General features: G+C 37.0%; 13 protein-coding genes and 1 pseudogene. 3 read left to right on the top strand and 11 right to left on the bottom strand.

All coding sequences use genetic code 11. The annotated features are described in order from the left end of the window. Positions 1-31: 31 nt before the first annotated feature. A complete protein-coding gene (locus tag ACM6HU_RS26120; protein ID WP_016115675.1) occupies positions 32-964 on the bottom strand; it encodes a nucleoside hydrolase in 933 nt (310 codons plus the stop codon). Between the two features lie 503 nt (positions 965-1,467). Between ACM6HU_RS26120 and ACM6HU_RS26115 the strand changes: the two are divergent. Beyond that, positions 1,468-1,745, top strand: a pseudogene (locus ACM6HU_RS26115) (hypothetical protein); the annotation flags it as partial. Between the two features lie 292 nt (positions 1,746-2,037). Here the strand turns inward: ACM6HU_RS26115 and panF are convergent. Both panF and ACM6HU_RS26105 read right to left on the bottom strand, forming a co-directional pair. After that, complete coding sequence (gene panF, locus ACM6HU_RS26110; RefSeq protein WP_016115677.1) at positions 2,038-3,474, bottom strand: sodium/pantothenate symporter; 1,437 nt, start codon at positions 3,472-3,474, stop codon at positions 2,038-2,040. Positions 3,475-3,477: 3 nt separating this feature from the next. Continuing rightward, positions 3,478-3,756, bottom strand: coding sequence for a YhdT family protein (locus ACM6HU_RS26105; protein WP_016115678.1), 279 nt, complete (start codon positions 3,754-3,756; stop codon positions 3,478-3,480). Positions 3,757-4,030: 274 nt separating this feature from the next. Here ACM6HU_RS26105 and ACM6HU_RS26100 point away from each other — a divergent pair, with 274 nt between their 5' ends. Then, on the top strand, positions 4,031-5,515 hold the full coding sequence (locus tag ACM6HU_RS26100) for an aldehyde dehydrogenase family protein (protein WP_016115679.1): 1,485 nt from the start codon (positions 4,031-4,033) through the stop codon (positions 5,513-5,515). Positions 5,516-5,624: 109 nt separating this feature from the next. On the opposite strand, the gene fabG is transcribed toward ACM6HU_RS26100, so the two are convergent. Further along, positions 5,625-6,365, bottom strand: coding sequence for a 3-oxoacyl-ACP reductase FabG (gene fabG / locus ACM6HU_RS26095; RefSeq protein ID WP_016115680.1), 741 nt, complete (start codon positions 6,363-6,365; stop codon positions 5,625-5,627). 132 nt (positions 6,366-6,497) lie between these two features. Here fabG and ACM6HU_RS26090 point away from each other — a divergent pair, with 132 nt between their 5' ends. Further along, the gene (locus tag ACM6HU_RS26090; protein ID WP_016115681.1) at positions 6,498-6,647 is read left to right on the top strand and encodes a YfhD family protein; all 150 of its coding nucleotides are present in this window, start codon (positions 6,498-6,500) and stop codon (positions 6,645-6,647) included. A gap of 80 nt (positions 6,648-6,727) precedes the next feature. Here the strand turns inward: ACM6HU_RS26090 and ACM6HU_RS26085 are convergent, their stop codons facing one another. From ACM6HU_RS26085 to ACM6HU_RS26055, 7 genes are all read right to left on the bottom strand, one after another. Then, positions 6,728-8,587 carry a prenyltransferase/squalene oxidase repeat-containing protein gene (locus tag ACM6HU_RS26085; RefSeq protein ID WP_088094229.1) on the bottom strand — a complete coding sequence of 620 codons (1,860 nt, stop codon included), beginning with the start codon at positions 8,585-8,587 and terminating at the stop codon, positions 6,728-6,730. A 100-nt stretch (positions 8,588-8,687) separates the two neighbouring features. Then, positions 8,688-9,113, bottom strand: a complete 426-nt coding sequence (locus tag ACM6HU_RS26080; protein WP_016115683.1) for a divergent PAP2 family protein — start codon at positions 9,111-9,113, stop codon at positions 8,688-8,690. 77 nt (positions 9,114-9,190) lie between these two features. Then, positions 9,191-10,132 carry an EamA family transporter RarD gene (gene rarD, locus ACM6HU_RS26075; RefSeq protein ID WP_016115684.1) on the bottom strand — a complete coding sequence of 314 codons (942 nt, stop codon included), beginning with the start codon at positions 10,130-10,132 and terminating at the stop codon, positions 9,191-9,193. A gap of 305 nt (positions 10,133-10,437) precedes the next feature. Further along, positions 10,438-10,683, bottom strand: a complete 246-nt coding sequence (locus tag ACM6HU_RS26070) for a DUF1294 domain-containing protein (protein ID WP_016115685.1) — start codon at positions 10,681-10,683, stop codon at positions 10,438-10,440. 71 nt (positions 10,684-10,754) lie between these two features. Further along, a complete protein-coding gene (locus ACM6HU_RS26065) occupies positions 10,755-10,892 on the bottom strand; it encodes a hypothetical protein (RefSeq protein ID WP_016115686.1) in 138 nt (45 codons plus the stop codon). Positions 10,893-10,949: 57 nt separating this feature from the next. Continuing rightward, positions 10,950-14,312: a tubulin-like doman-containing protein gene (locus ACM6HU_RS26060; RefSeq protein WP_016115687.1), complete on the bottom strand. Its 3,363-nt coding sequence runs from the start codon at positions 14,310-14,312 to the stop codon at positions 10,950-10,952. 29 nt (positions 14,313-14,341) lie between these two features. Next, the gene (locus tag ACM6HU_RS26055) at positions 14,342-16,441 is read right to left on the bottom strand and encodes a vWA domain-containing protein (RefSeq protein ID WP_016115688.1); all 2,100 of its coding nucleotides are present in this window, start codon (positions 16,439-16,441) and stop codon (positions 14,342-14,344) included. Positions 16,442-16,544: the final 103 nt, after the last annotated feature.

Raw genomic sequence — 16,544 nt, 5'->3', positions numbered from 1 at the left:
TATTATTGTAACTTGTAATCTCCTATTATGTCTATGTCATAAATCGAACAAAGTTTTCAACAAACTTCTTATAATTTAATTTCCATCCAATTCTCACCCAATTTTTAAGAGCTACTGCATCAGGTTGCGGTCGGAAATCAGCAATACTTTCCCCCTTTGCACTACCTTCTAAGTCCACATCTACTTTCCGGTATACATATTCAATAATAGAGGGATTTACAACTGCCATCATCGTAACAACATCATGAATGGGACTTCCAGTAATTTTCGGATCTATTTTCTTATATGCTTTATAATAATACTTAAAAATAGGGTCAATTAATTCTCTAAATTTTGTTTTTGAATGTTTTGTTATATATTGAACAGTTTCTGGTGTAATAATAGCATCCTTTGTAACATTGAGTGGAATTAGTGTCAAATTCTTTGCGTAGTGTGTCACAACATTTGCAGCAAGTGCATCGCCATGAAAATTCGCCTCTGCTACAGGCGTAACATTCCCTGGAACAAGAAATGCTCCACCCATACAGTAATACTCTTTTACATCTTTCATTATATCTTTCCCTAAAATAAACGCCGTTGCCAAACTTGTTGATCTTCCTGCATCAACAATAATAATTTCTTTTTTATAACGCTTAATAATGTCAAAGATTGTGCAAAACGATTTAATATTTGGTTGAATGGTTTTTGGAGGGCGAATTGGTCCTAACCCTTCTGCTCCATGAATTTCAGGATAATATGTTATAAATTCACCCGACAACGGCATTTTTGCTCCATTTATAATTGGTATATCCTCTCTGCCTGCTAGTTGCATTAAATACGCAGCATTGCTCGTTGCTTGCTCTTGTGTTACATTTCCATATCCAGTTACAATCCCAACGATTTCAATCTCAGGATGTAATAGCCCATACATAATGGCTAAAGAATCATCAATACCTGGATCTCCTAAAAAAAGCACCTTTTTCATGGCACTTCCCCCCCATCCCTTCACCTCTTATTATGGTATAAACCAAAATACATGTTAACTATTTTTCAAACCATATACGCCATAAAGTGAAACTGTAATCAGTGGGGGGGTTTCTTCATCCCCCACTGATTATTAGTTGAACCAATCGGGCTTTTACGGGCATATCCCCCACCTAACTTCTTTGCTTTTGCCAAATTTTGAGGTGGGGGTCTTACTGCCCGTTAATGCGGGATAAATTAAAATCACACTGTATTCACACACTGCTTTTTGAATAAACGATGAATTATTCAAAAAGCCACTGGATTAAACCATTTGTTCAAATTTCGTTCATTGTGATTCGATTCACAAAAATACAGAATAAACTTGTAAATACATTTTATTATGTATCGGAGGAATTTATTATGTTTATTGATTTTTTACGTAATAACAAAAAAGCTTTATTTATCATTTTAACCGAGAAGACCCCCTCCTCTAAACGAAGTGAAGGTGGGGGTAGTTCAATTAGCTTTCTCGTACAATGGGGAGAAATTTTAGTTGGGCTTGGACTTCTTTTAGGAAGGCTAACTAAAACCGCTGTATTTTTCGGGATTATTATAAACACTGCTTTTCTTTTAAGTGGAACTGTAAGTACAAATCCAAATATGATACTATTGTCTATACTTATTTTAGTAGCAGGACATAACGCTGGGCGTGTCGGTCTAGACGGATTTGTTTTTCAGAAACTTTCCATAAAAACAAAAATAACTATCCAACCTATCCTACACATAAATTCGCATCATAATTAAGTTTTTAATTATAAAAAGTAGGGCTCTTATTGAATCTATAAGAGCCCTACTTTTTATATTGCCTATTTTTCCAACAAATTTATTTGGTTGGAGCATAAACTCTTTTGCCCCAACCTAATCATCTTTTTCTATCATTGATTAAAAAATATAGAACCTATCCAACTTGTATATTTTATTCAAACCTATATCTTTATGGTACTTTATCCCGCTATTTGCGGACAGTAACACTTCCACCTCAAAATTCAGCCAAAACAAAGAAGTTAGCTAGGAAATGAAGCCTCCCACTGATTAAAGTTTCACTTTATTTGACGTTAACATACTACCTATTACATACGCAATGAAAGCAAAACAAATGGGAAACACGACCGTATGCAGACCAAATGGTTTTGGGAAACAAAGATGAAATATCATATAAGAACCAACACCAATGAGAATTGAAGCAAGTGCACCAGTTGCATTTCCCTTCTTCCAATATAACCCTAAAACGATCGGCCAAATAAAAGCTGCTTCTAATCCACCAAAAGAAAATAAATTTAACCAAATTAAGAAATCAGGTGGTTTAATAGCTGCTGCGTACACGAGTAAGCCGACAATGCCAGTAATCCACAAACTTCCTTTTTTAATAACCGTGTCAGCGGCATTTTCATTTATGTAATTTACATATATGTCCTTAATAATTGAAGAACTCACAAGTAGTAATAGTGAGTTTACAGTGGACATAATTGCTGCCATTGGGGCAGCTAAAAAGATTCCAGCAAGCCAAGGTGGTAATACTTCCAGTGCAAGAAGTGGCATTACTTTGTCTGGTACAGTTACGCCTGGGAGCACCACGCGAGCAAACACACCTGTTAAATGCATGCCAATCATAATTGTACCAACAACAACTGTGCCAATTATTAACGCTTGATGCATTGCTTTTGAATTTTTATAAGACATCGCTCGTACACTAATTTGCGGTAAACCAACAACACCAACACCAATTAAAATCCAAAATGATGTCACATACGTTTTTGTTAAACTACCATCCGCTCCAAACGGCGTAATTAAGTTCGGATTAATTTGAACGAGTTCTTGCATAATCTTTTCAATTCCGCCTCCAGCAATCACCGTTGCAATTAAAATAATTGTTGTACCCGCTAACATAATCATGCCGAGTAATGTATCGGATAAAGCAACAGCACGGAATCCACCAATTAAAACGTATACAAGTACAGAAAATGTAAAAAGACATAAAGACGTTGTATACGAAAGGCCTGTTAACGATTCAATTAACCTTCCGCCCCCAACCCACTGGGCAACTGTTGCTGAAAATAAAAAGATAATAATACATAGTGCTGAAAGAATGACCACTGCTTTATGATTATATCTTCCTTTTAAATAATCAATAAGCGTAATTGCTTCCATTTTTCTTGCAATGATCGCAAACTTTTTGCCAAGTACTGTCAAGACAATGTAACCCGTTACAACCTGGATCGCTGACAACAATACCCATCCAAGTCCCATATTGTATGCAATACCAGGTCCCCCAATAAAGCTACTCGCACTACCGTACGTAGCAATCATTGTCATAGCTAATAATAAGCCACCTAGCTCACGACCTCCAAGAAAATATTCTTGTAAAAATTTATTATGAGCCGTTGCTTGTACACGTCTTGATGCATATACACCAATTAAAAATACAACGATAAAACAAATTATCATTGGAATTATTACATACCAATTCATCTATCATTCCTCACTTTTTTCTTCCTCATCGAGCGGAATATCTTGAAATACAAAACGTACAACTAAAATAAGAAGGATAACCATTACAATAAATCCAACTATACAACTATAAAAAAACCATGCTGGAAAACCTAATACATATGTATATTCACTTGGATCCTTACTACCAAGCCCATAAGCAAAACCATACCATATTATAAAATTAATAAAAGCAAGTCCAAGACCGATTAACGCTTCTCTATGGGCAATTCGAAAACGTGGGTCATCATGTTGATTCTTCATTTTCCCCCTCCTCTCACGATGTATAATTGTACCACTGTTTTTCTAGTTTTTCCTACTAGAAAACAAAAACGAACAGGAATTTTTATAATTATGTAGAATCCAATTCTTTATTACATATCTTTTACAATTGTAACGTAAATAAAATTTGAATTTTCAGTATTTTTTATTTATGATTAAAATTAGAGGTCTTTCACCTAGTCTCTTTACAACCTTGCTATTGGAATAAACGCCGTCTCGTACTGCGTTTACATTATATTTTCAAGGGGGTTATACAATGAGTCAACTAGCTGTAAATCTTCATGAAAAAGTAGAAAAGTTTCTTCAAGGAACAAAAAAATTATATGTGAATGGGGCGTTCGTCGAAAGCGCTTCCGGAAAGACATTTAAAACTCCTAACCCAGCAACTGGCGAAACACTTGCGATTGTTTCCGAAGCTGGTCGCGAAGATATTCATAAAGCTGTAGTAGCTGCTAGAGTTGCATTTGATGAAGGACCTTGGTCGCGTATGAGCGGCGCTGAACGCAGCCGTCTTATGTATAAACTTGCAGATTTAATGGAGGAACACAAAGAGGAACTTGCACAACTTGAAACGTTGGATAATGGAAAACCAATTCGTGAAACATTAGCAGCAGACATTCCGCTTGCAATTGAACATATGCGGTATTATGCTGGCTGGGCTACAAAAATCGTCGGCCAAACAATTCCAGTTTCTGGAGAATATTTCAACTATACACGCCATGAAGCAGTTGGTGTCGTTGGTCAAATTATTCCATGGAACTTCCCTCTTCTAATGGCAATGTGGAAAATGGGGGCTGCTCTTGCAACTGGTTGTACAATCGTGTTGAAGCCAGCGGAACAAACACCTCTTTCCGCTCTATACTTAGCTGAATTATTTGAAGAGGCTGGATTCCCAAAAGGTGTTGTTAACATCGTACCAGGATTCGGTGAAACAGCTGGACAAGCTCTTGTGAATCATCCTCTCGTTGATAAAATTGCATTTACAGGTTCGACTCCTGTCGGTAAACAAATTATGAGACAAGCATCTGAAACACTGAAACGAGTTACGTTAGAGCTTGGCGGCAAATCACCAAATATCATCCTACCAGATGCTGATTTATCTCGTGCCATTCCAGCTGCACTTTCTGGCGTTATGTTTAACCAAGGTCAGGTATGTTGTGCAGGGTCACGTTTATTTATTCCAAAGAAAATGTATGATAACGTTATGGCTGACCTTGTTCTATATTCGAAAAAATTAACACAAGGTGCAGGATTAGATCCTCAAACTACAATTGGGCCTCTCGTTTCCGAAGAACAACAAAAACGCGTTATGAGATACATTGAAAAAGGTATTGAAGAGGGTGCAGAAGTACTTGTTGGTGGAAACAAACCATACGAGCAAGGGTATTTTGTTGCCCCAACAGTATTCGCAGATGTAAATGATGAAATGACAATCGCCAAAGAAGAAATTTTTGGTCCTGTCATCTCCGCATTGCCATTTAATGATATTGATGAAGTAATTGAACGTGCAAATAAATCATCATTTGGTTTAGCTGCTGGTGTATGGACAGAAAATGTGAAAAATGCACATTACATTGCCAGCAAAGTCCGTGCTGGTACAGTGTGGGTAAACTGTTATAACGTATTTGATGCAGCTTCTCCATTCGGTGGATTTAAGCAATCTGGCCTTGGTCGTGAAATGGGATCTTATGCATTAAACAACTATACAGAAGTGAAAAGTGTTTGGGTGAACCTAAACTAAATGAAAGAGCCTGACCAAAGTTGGTCAGGCTCTACTTATTATGTAACAACTCGTTTAGAGAGCCCAAATATTTTATTCCGTAACATATTTAAAAATATGGAACTATCTCTTACACTTGCAAGCCACCACTCACATTTAATACCTCGCCTGTAATATAAGAAGCATACTCTGAAGCGAAAAAGGCCGCTGCATTCGCGATATCTTGTGGCGTTCCAATTCTTCCAACTGGGATTGCACCAACCATCTTCTCTTTCACTTTATCTGGTATTGTTTTTGTCATATCTGTATCCATAAACCCTGGACAAATGGCATTACAAGTAATACCAAATCCACCCACTTCTTTTGCTGCCGTTTTTGTTAATCCAATGACACCCGCTTTCGTTGCAGCATAATTTGCTTGCCCAATATTCCCTTCCCTACTAATGGAAGAAATATTGATGATACGTCCAAATTGTTGCTGTCTCATATAAAGAAGTGCCGGTTGCATACAATAAAACACACCGGTTAAGTTTACTTGCATTACTTGCTCCCAAGCTGATTTCTCCATTTTATGTAACATCGCATCTCTTGTAACCCCTGCATTATTCACTAAAATATGTAATTTCCCAAATGTTTGAACTGCGTATTCAATTAATGACTTCGCTTCGTTTTGATTACTCACATCACATGCGTATAAACTTACTTCATATCCTTGGTCTAAAAATTCTCTTGTTGTTTCTTTTAATTTCTCCTCATTTACATCGCTAATTAACACCTTTGCACCTAACTTTGCAAAAGTACAAGCAATTTCTTTTCCTATCCCTTGTGCAGCTCCTGTTATAACAGCTGTTTTCCCATGTAAAAACTCCATTACTCTCCCCCATTTCTATTACTTATACTGTATATTTCGGCTCTTTCCTTTCTAAATCCTTTTTGTATAAAAAAGTCTATTTGTGTCAAACTAAAGTTGCAACATAGCATACACACAAGGAGATTGTGTCGAATGAACAAAAAGCACCTAGGACGAAACAAAACTTCTGATGGTATTGATGTAGAGTTTTCTCGTGAACTCGCTGATCATGATGATTTAGAAGCAAACGCACGTGCTGACGCCGCCGATGCACGTCAAAAACGCCAGTCAGAACAAAAATAAGGCGCTATCTCGCCCTTATCCTTTTGCAATTGGGACCTACTACCCATAAAAAACGAAATAAACCGAGATCATTTCTCGGTTTATTTTCTATATTTTTTTATATAATGAGCAAAAGTAAGGAGTGGAAATATATGATGATAGCTATGATATCGAATATAAAATCCATCTGGTAGCCCTATGCCTGTAGGATAATCTTGATTCTGAGTTAGATGTGTAAGTAAATAAGAAATCCCTTTTCGAATAACAGGCGTTTCCGTATCATAATAAGCAATAAGTGCATCGAGCGCCCATGCTGTTTGTGATGGTGTACTAAAAGGTAACGAAATGAATCGCTTCTCTATACTACTCCTGCAAGACTCGCCCCACCCTCCATCACTATGCTGAATACTCTCTAACCATGTAGCTGCTTTTTGTAAAGCTATATGATTAGATGAAACTCCTATAGAGCGTAAACCAGTGAGAGCTGCCCAAGTACCATATATGTAACACACACCCCATTTCCCATGCCAGGATCCGTTCTTCCCCTGCGTATGAATTAACCAACGAATCGCTCGATCTTTTGGGTCACCTTGTAACTCTTTTGGAGCGTACGTTCCAAAAAACTCTAACGCCCTACCTGTAATGTCTGGCGTAGACGGATCCGTAACCATGTCCCCTGAGTTATCAAGAGGTAAATGTGTTAAAACTTTACTTGTTACACCTCTTTCAAAAGCAGCCCAGCCCCCATCAATATTTTGTAATCCCCTCATCCATTCAATTCCTTTTTTCCAAGCTTCTTCTACTTTTTGATTCCCTTTCCTACTTCGCGCTAACGCTCTAAGTGTAGCTGTCGTATCATCAATATCAGGAATTGTCGTATTAATATCTGAAAAGCCCCAACCTCCAGCGTCTAGTGATGGAGCATGCACACTCCAATCTTTTTTCTCTTTATGTTGTTTTTGCAGTAAATAATCTGTCGCTTTTTGAATCATTTGGTGATCATGTGGTACACCTGCTTCTTGCAACGAATAGCTTAGTAAAGCGGTATCCCACACTGTAGATGGTGAATTTTGAAGATGAGTTCCCCTATCCATATTCCATACATAAGTTTTCAATCCTAATACTGCATTGGAAATAAGCGGCGATTGAATGGAATGCCCCAGTGCAAGGAATGCATAAATCATGTAAAATGTAGCACTCGCATAACTGTATAATGTTCCATTTGTATCAATCCGCTCAATCATAAAACGTTCTACTTCTTTGTCCCCTTTATGATGCAAAGATAAAGGATATAATAAAAACTTCTTCACATCTCCAAGAAGCGTTTGAAACAATGGTGAACGTTCTTCACGGAACCACTGCTTTTTACTCCCACCTGAAATATAATCTAAATTAGGAAGAATCGTTTTGGACACAGTAAATCGTTTATTCATACAAATCATCATCGGAATGAGGTGAATACGTGCGGAACTACTTAGCTCAAATATACTAAGCGGGGAATCTTCAGGTAAAAATAACATGGGTGTTGGGAAGTGAAATAAAGAAGGATATTCATATCCTCCATGAAGCGCTAATAAAAACTTCGTCATAAAGTGAGCCTTTGTAATCCCACCCTGCCTCCGAATAAACGCTTCTGCACGCTTCATATTTATATCTTCTTTCGTATACATTTTAGAAGCAAGTAAAGCCGCATACACCTGAATGGTGGCTGACAAATTACCAACAGGCTCATCTTCGTACAGCTTCCAAGTTCCTTCATTTGTTTGCAGAGATGCTAGTCTTGCAACAAATGGCTCTATCTCTTGATCTTGGCCTAACAATTTAAGTAAAAAAATCATATGACAATCTGTTAACGGTGAACCTTCAAAACAAAAGCACCACATGCCATCTTGTTGTTGCATCGCCTGCAGTGCAGTAATTTCCTTCTTAACTTTCTCACGCACTTTTTCATATAATAACACCCTTTTCACCTACCCTTTCTAAATCCGTATACGATATTCCACTTCGCACGCAATTATGTATAAAACAAATAAAAGCAGAACATGTAAATACACATTCTGCTCATAAACAATATCCAATTCCAACAACAATTCCTAAAATAGCTCCGACAACAACTTGATAAGGCGTGTGTCCGACAAGTTCATTTAATTTCTTATATTCTGTTTGTCTACCATGAAAAAAATCATTTAAAATCTTCGCCTGTTTACTTACTGCGAGCCTTACTCCTGAAGCGTCGTACATGACAATAATGGCAAAAATGGCTGCTACAGCAAACACTGCACTCGTAACTCCTTCCACCATGCCAACTCCTGTTGCTAACGCTGTAACCGTTGAAGAATGAGAGCTTGGCATTCCACCAGAAGCAAAAAATTGTGCAAAATCAAATTCTCTCGTCTTTACTAGTTTAAAAATGACTTTCGTTAGTTGTGCCAAAAACCAAGCCATTACAGCTGCCATAAGCGGATCATTATGTAAAATTGTCTCCATATTTCCAGCTCCCTACTTTCGGTAATGGAAATTCCATACTATAAGTATAAAGAAAAAAGCGTAGAAAATACTACGCTTTATGATACTTTTGCTGATTTATTTTTAAGAAATTTCGGTTGCTTACGAAGTAAAAATTTTGTTTTTGCCATTGAAAATACTAATAATGCCATCCAAATAAAGAAAAAGGCTGTCGTATGAGCCGACGTAAAATGCTCATGGAAAATAAAGACACCTAAAATTAGATTGATGGTCGGTGAAATATATTGTAAAAAACCGATCATATAGAGTGGAATGAGCTGTGCTCCTTTTGCAAAATAAAAAAGTGGCAATGCCGTAACAACCCCCGCTCCCATTAATAGTAACGTTGAAGTGATCGAAATAGAACCAAATGAACCAAAACCATGCTCACCAATCATAATCAAGTAAATAACCGCAAGGGGCGTCACAATCATTGTTTCCATTGTAAGACCTATCATTGCATCATAATTCAGTAATTTCTTGGTCAACCCATATAATCCAAATGTAAACGCCAGTGAAAGGGCAATCCATGGAATCGAACCGTATCGAAACGTTAAAACAATAACACCTATTCCCGCTAAACCAACTGCAACATATTGCCAAAAGTTAAGTTTTTCTTTCAAAACAACAGTACCAAGTAAAATACTCACAAGAGGATTAATATAATAGCCAAGACTCGCTTCAATTATATGATTCTGATTCACAGCCCATATGTACACAAACCAATTTCCACTAATTAAAATGGAGGCGATTGTTAACGAGATTAATAATTTAGGTCGTTTAAAAAGGCTCACAAGCTCGCTAAGAAATTGCCTTAATCGCTTTGAGACCCCCAAAATCAGCAGCATAAAAACAAATGCCCAAACTATACGATGTGCTAATATTTCTTCTGCAGGAACTTCCCCTACCCATTTCCAGTAAACAGGAAGAACCCCCCACATCATATAAGCACCAGCCGCATATAAAACCCCTTTCTTTTCCAGTGCTTTTTGACTCTCCATCTTCCCTTTTCTCCTCTTCTCTTTTTCTATTCATTATACGTTGTCACAGAGCTACTTTACCAATATTACTCTTATAACTTTTTCGACATTCCTCGTACCTATATACAAATTGAAAAACCGAAATAAAACCTTTCTTTTTAGGTGGGAGAGAGCATCCAGCCATACATAGAAGTGGTCAGACTCTCTTCCTGCCCCAGGCAAAGTTAAAACAAAAAGAGAAAACAAGTAGCGGTCACCTTTTGTTCTTCATAGTAGCAACTTATATGTTGGAAAATCAGAATGGATATATATATAGATTCCTTTCCTTATATGAAGCAAAATAAACCTAGTGTAATTACAACAAGTACTGGTATACCAAAAACAAATTTACCTTTATGTGTTTTATGATGGAATACATACATACCAATCCATGCACCAACTGCTCCTCCAGCTGCTGCTGCTAAAAACAAAGTACTTTCTGGTGTTCTCCATTTCTTCTTTTTTGCTTTTTGTTTATCCAATCCCATAAGACTAAATGCTATAGCATTAATAATAAAATAAATCCATTTCATTTCTTTCTCTCCCTAAAAAAATTCCCTTTATTGTAACATGAATGACCATGCAGGCTAACCTGCATGGTCATTCATGCTTCTGTTTCTTGTTCTTCTTGTTCTGTATTTTCATCCATAAATCGTTGCTCTTTTATTTCCATTGAAATCATCGCATGGTAAATCTCCGGATATAATCCAAATATTTGATACACACTTCCTAAAAATGGCACCTGGAACCCCTCTTTTCATAAATAGCATTTCCATACTTAAGGTTCCCTATCTTTCCCCTACACATTCGTTTTTGTATCTTGTTCTTCATCTTGAACATGTAATAAGTGCTGCCATTTTTTATAAGGCGCACTATTTGGATCAACATACCCTTTCGCATACGAACGGTCCCATAGTTGTTTTACAAACATCTCTGCCTCTTTCTTCGCAACCATTTCTGCTCCTGTACCATAATAGTTTTGAAAATACAGACCAATCTCATCCATAAGTAAACGCAATAATTCATCTGATGTTTCTTCTAGCGTTGGATCATACTTTGCCTCACGGTCATACATTAAAATGATATCTAAAATATTATGAACGTGCTCTTTTCTAAGCCATCTCACATCCTGAGCCCCTAATACAAAGGCCTGTGTATACAAATGTCCGCCTTGGAGCATTGCTTTTTCCTGCTCTTCTTCAAAACGGGACAAAATATTTTCATAAATAAACGGATTATGAAGTAATGCTCGATGTAATTTATAGCTTTCACTTGAAATGTTTTTCCCCATTGACTGAATTAAAAAGCTTCGCCCTACACCATTATATTGATATACAAATTGACCATCGACAGCGACAAGACTAATCCACCGGTACATATATGCATAAAGAAGAGCACGATTACATTTATCATAATCTAGCTTCGTTTGCGTTGCATTTAAATCGGGCATGAAGGCTGGTAAGTGCCAATATTTATCTAAATGTGGTGTTAAATTAGATTTTTTAATATTCAATTTATTCACACGACGATAATAAGACTGAAAATAATCTCCTTTATCATTCATAAAACCATTTGCAAGATGTCCCGATGAAAGTTTAGGAAAATCTTGTAATGATAATCCATAATGAGCTCGGTAACAAATTACTTCAAATGGTGAAAATGCTTCATTCACTGTATCTTTTTCTTGAAACATTTCTTGCAATAGTTCTTCCTGTAGTTCCTGTTTTAGTGATGGATGTATACCCCAATATTGTAACTCTCGATGATGGGCTACCTTCGGGATAAATGGGCTTGCTAGATGGAAGAGATCTTCAATTTTTTCTCTCACATATTCATTACGATCACGCTTTTTAAAATCAGCTTCTTTTCGCAATGCTTCAATAATATTGAGTTCTAATTTGTCACGATATCGGACTTGGAGCTCGTTATAACAATACGTTAAAATATGCTCCCGATAAAAATCCTCTACTTTCTTCGATTGACTTTCCTCTGCTTGTGCATCGCGGCAATATTCCGCATACAAGCTCATATACATCTCTGCTGATATATCCTTTGGAAGCACACCTAAGTTTAAATGCTGCTGCATATCTTCCCATATTTTTTCTTGTAGCTTTTCATCTGCTAACACATATACATTCGTCGGATTTGTTTTCCCTTCAAATTCTTTGCTGCGTTTTTGAATTTCAAACAGCAAATTTTCACGTGTTTCTTGTAAATTATCAAAGAATCTTTCCCAATGTTGGATCATTTTATTTACTGCCTGATATAGCGATTGATAAACGAGTTCCAGTAGCATTTCTTTGCGATATTCATTTAACTTATGCACGTATTGCGTCACTATATCTTCAAATTCTTTTCGGAACATACGCTGCTGATTATAAAACATTTTGCCAAACCAACCTTGTTGCTGTGCAAGTTCAACACGTCGCACAGCTGTTACTGTACCATCAATATTGCTCACATTAAATTTCTTATCATAGTTTTGAATTAGATTACGCTTCTGTTCATTGCTCTCATGTAATCGATTCATTTTCTCTACTAATTGCTTTCGAATCTCATACAGCATGAAACGAGCAGCCACTGGATGAACAGCTTCTGTTTTCTTTAAAAACCATGTATTTAGTTGATATGACTGCCCCTCTGATCCACTAGGCGTATAGCGGTCTGATTCTATCATGTCATATAAAAGTGTCGTCACATGCTCATGCACACGGCTCGGTATCGCATAGGCATACAACCTGACAGCGTGATCAACTCTTGCTACTTCGCCCTTCATTTGTTCCATCATTTTAAGCTTCGCAGCAGATATTTTGCACTCATGCTGTAATCTGTTTAACTCTTCATCTTTTTGTACTGTACGCTGCACGTAACTTTCGACCGCTTCTAAAAATAATTTTGATTTCGCGACGCCTACCTTACCACCTTCTGCACCTTCGCGTGTTTCATTGTACATTTGTCTATAGAAAATATGTGCTTGTTCTGGGCGAGTGGCAAGATGCTCTAAATCTTCTAAATAACTCTTTCCCCGCTCTGGCTTCTCACGCTGCATACCACGACGAACATCTTGTTCATACCGCTGTTTTTTCTCTTGAAACAATTGATCTAAATGTAGCCAGGATTCATCTAATCCTTGCACAGCCCATTTCAAGGCACAATATTTTAAAACATGCTCATATGGATAAATAAGCTTTGCAGTTCCAGCACCACAATAACGTGCTTTTCCGTTCGATTCCGCCAACTGCTGAATTTGATTATCCTCTTGTGCAAAATGACTTGTGGACATCGGACTAAATAACTGTAAATAAATCGTATTTGTCATTTGTTCCATGTAATCTGATAGATTGTGTAAATGATGACCATGTAAATTTTCATAATCATATAAGAAACAATAATTATATGGTAAATGATGCTCTTTAATTGTATGATTCGTTCTTCCGTCTTCATCCACTTGATCTGGACGATACTCTAGTTCAATTGTTACACCCCCCCGCTTTGATAATTCACCCGTTGAGCCAAGTGTAATTGCATGAAGTTCTTTTAATGACGCGTAACCATTTGCCTGAACAGTTTCAAATTCTTTCGCACTAACGGTGCGCGTCTTAACAAGTGCATCTGGCATTAAAAACGCACCGCGAATTAAAATGTTATGATGTTGCAATTTCTTGCGAAGCATTTCACGTAGGTACAACGCAATTTGTAAGAACATACCCGAGCCAGTGCCACCAGCTAATGATGTAACGATAATAACTCGAACACCATACTCTGTTTGATCACTTGTGACAGGAAAAATCTTTTCGATTTCTTGCCAAAAAGCAGTCAATTTATCTTCTTTCATCGCTGCCCGAAGAGCTAAGCGTGAAATCACACGCAGTTGACCAGCTCCTTCAGTTAACGGCTTATCCAGAATAGTAGGGTCCATTGGAAACCATTCCGGGATCGTTGGATCCCCTGCAATATATTCTCGCGGCGTTTTACTAGAGCTCGTTTGTGTCTTGAACTTACGAATATGCTCAAATTTACTTAATGTATTCACATCTGTATCAAAGACATGCATCGCTACCTTTTTACGTCGTTCCTCTGGCAATTTCTCATATATTTGGTGTGTAACGGTACTCCCGATTCCACCTAAGCCAATTAAAATTGTTGGAACTTGTAATGTCATGTGAACCACCTTCCTATTTGAACTTCCTATTATTCACATTCATATCGATAAATTTCTTTTCCATACCCACGATCAATTAGTAAAATCTCGTTCGGATATAATGTCTTATGCTCATTTCCGGCCTCTTCCTCTGTTATAAACATACCGTCAATAATCATACCAATCACTTGTGATTCCTTTGCTACAAATATAGACTTCGAACCTTTTTTCGCTATAAAAGTTACTGATTGTACCGTCTTTCGTTCTGCTCGAAATGGAATGCCAAAATAATGTTTCCACCACTTGTTTCTTAGTAATTCTGGTTCAGATTGATAGAGCCAATCTTTTGCTACTTCTTGATCCCATTCATAGTACAACATTGCTTTACGATGAAACCTTGGTCGGACAATCCATCCTAAAACAAGAATCGCAAAAAGCAAAAGCAGTAACCCAATCGGTATTACAAATTGAAAAATTAGCGCATAACGTTCCCAAAATGGTGCATTTTGAATATAAAACGAAATCGTTTTCTTCACTTCTTGTAACTTTGAATCGTTTATAGTGATGGTAGCTTCTATGGTGCCGGTATCTGTAAAATTGAATGTATCGGAGTAGTAAGGACGAGGATACACATAAATTTGATTTTCATGTTGCCGCAATTCGTAGTTAATCGATTGATGAGATGTGACACCAGTAGATTGCAGTAGCTTTTTTACCTCCACTTCTGTCATTGGTTCACCATTCAGTAATGGCTGCAGGACAAGTGGTTTACTCTTTTCTAAATTCGTTACCTTTTCTTCATAATCTTTCGTAATGACCTGTAAAGATAATTTTGCCTTTGGCATCGGATCAATTCGGAATTCTCTCGTTTGCCTGTAAAACCCTTTTATATTCATATGAACTTTCCCACGTACAAATTGGTTTTTAATTTGTAATTCATAGTAAAACACATGCCTTTTATCATCCCATTTCATCGGATACAGCTTTCCATCTAGTTCTACTTCTGCTTGGAAATAAGAAGATTGTATTGGTAAATCCGTCGGTTTCGCTTCAATCACTGCTTTCGTTCCCTCATACATTTTCTCGACGTTTTTTTTCGCTTTATCCTCTTTATCATAAGTAGCAATGGTATAATCAAGTGCTGGTTCAACAAGTACTTTCGATCCTTCTTTCACAATATCTCTATCAATTTCTAACGTGTATGTCCCTGGTTTAATCACTTCATGATTCGTAGCACCAATATGAGTAATACCACCATATAAATTTGATTCTCCTGGTGCATGAATCGAAAAGGACGATTGTACTGCTAATGGTTTGGCAAGTTGGTCTATCCGATATCGCGATGTATTAGAAGATTGTTGTACGAGCGTCATTCGCTTTAATGGGAATGGTGTAGTAATCTCTAATTTGTTACCAGATATAGTCGTTTTCACGACAGATTCAACAGAAGAAAACGGATCTCGATTCGCAACCAAGGCAGCAGCTTGATTTACACTTTGAATGACTCCATCTTCTCCACTCGTTGGCATAACGATACCATTTATTTCTTGCTTCCAAATTTCTTTAAACGTATTCATCTGTTGTTGCTCTTGCTGTCCTAAGTTTTCTTCCATTGTTATTAAAACTGGATGCAATGATATTTTTTTCGCTTCCATTTCTTTTTTAAACTGTTCCAGTTTCTGCGTGATTTGTTCTTTACCGCCGGTCTTTTCTTTTTCTAATTCATTAAATGCCCCGTCAGTTAATACAATAAGCCAAAATTCACGTTTTCCATTTATGTCCGCTTCCTTTTTAATAGATTGCATCGCGGTCTCTACTGCGCTAAACGGCGTATTTAAATAATTCTTCCACGCTCCAATTTGATCAATTTCTGTTTGTCTTTTTTCATTTGTTAGTGTGATATTTAACGCTTCAGTAGGACGACTCATTGGAACATATGAAAATCTATCTTTTTCATCTAATAATGCAACTAAACTTTGCAAAGCATAGTTGGCATATTTCCAGCGATCGTTATTTCTCATGCTGCCAGAATCATCATATACAAGTGAAACGACCCTTTCTTTTGCCTCCTCTCCTTTTGCAAAAGTTGAAAAAGGATTCAAACACAATAATAGAAAAAAGATGAATGTGGCACAAATTCGAATCTTCATGATGAGGCTTCGCCACCTTTGTAGACAAATTCCTATGTTTAAATTTATGAAAAGAAACAAGATATATGACTTGTATTTTGGGATATGTAGATCATTATAATGT

Origin of the sequence: Bacillus sp. IT-79MI2 (assembly GCF_949768135.1) — a bacterium.
In the GTDB taxonomy this organism is placed as follows: domain Bacteria; phylum Bacillota; class Bacilli; order Bacillales; family Bacillaceae_G; genus Bacillus_A; species Bacillus_A pseudomycoides.
This window is presented reverse-complemented; position numbering and strand designations above follow the sequence as displayed.

What these genes read in the sequence shown, in the direction of transcription:
- ACM6HU_RS26055 (WP_016115688.1), bottom strand. Translation starts at nt 16,441, where the DNA reads ATGAAGATTCGAATTTGTGCCACATTCATCTTTTTTCTATTATTGTGT.
- ACM6HU_RS26100 (WP_016115679.1), top strand. Translation starts at nt 4,031, where the DNA reads ATGAGTCAACTAGCTGTAAATCTTCATGAAAAAGTAGAAAAGTTTCTT.
- ACM6HU_RS26080 (WP_016115683.1), bottom strand. Translation starts at nt 9,113, where the DNA reads ATGGAGACAATTTTACATAATGATCCGCTTATGGCAGCTGTAATGGCT.
- panF (WP_016115677.1), bottom strand. Translation starts at nt 3,474, where the DNA reads ATGAATTGGTATGTAATAATTCCAATGATAATTTGTTTTATCGTTGTA.
- ACM6HU_RS26070 (WP_016115685.1), bottom strand. Translation starts at nt 10,683, where the DNA reads ATGAAATGGATTTATTTTATTATTAATGCTATAGCATTTAGTCTTATG.
- ACM6HU_RS26060 (WP_016115687.1), bottom strand. Translation starts at nt 14,312, where the DNA reads ATGACATTACAAGTTCCAACAATTTTAATTGGCTTAGGTGGAATCGGG.
- ACM6HU_RS26090 (WP_016115681.1), top strand. Translation starts at nt 6,498, where the DNA reads ATGAACAAAAAGCACCTAGGACGAAACAAAACTTCTGATGGTATTGAT.
- ACM6HU_RS26120 (WP_016115675.1), bottom strand. Translation starts at nt 964, where the DNA reads ATGAAAAAGGTGCTTTTTTTAGGAGATCCAGGTATTGATGATTCTTTA.
- ACM6HU_RS26105 (WP_016115678.1), bottom strand. Translation starts at nt 3,756, where the DNA reads ATGAAGAATCAACATGATGACCCACGTTTTCGAATTGCCCATAGAGAA.
- fabG (WP_016115680.1), bottom strand. Translation starts at nt 6,365, where the DNA reads ATGGAGTTTTTACATGGGAAAACAGCTGTTATAACAGGAGCTGCACAA.
- rarD (WP_016115684.1), bottom strand. Translation starts at nt 10,132, where the DNA reads ATGGAGAGTCAAAAAGCACTGGAAAAGAAAGGGGTTTTATATGCGGCT.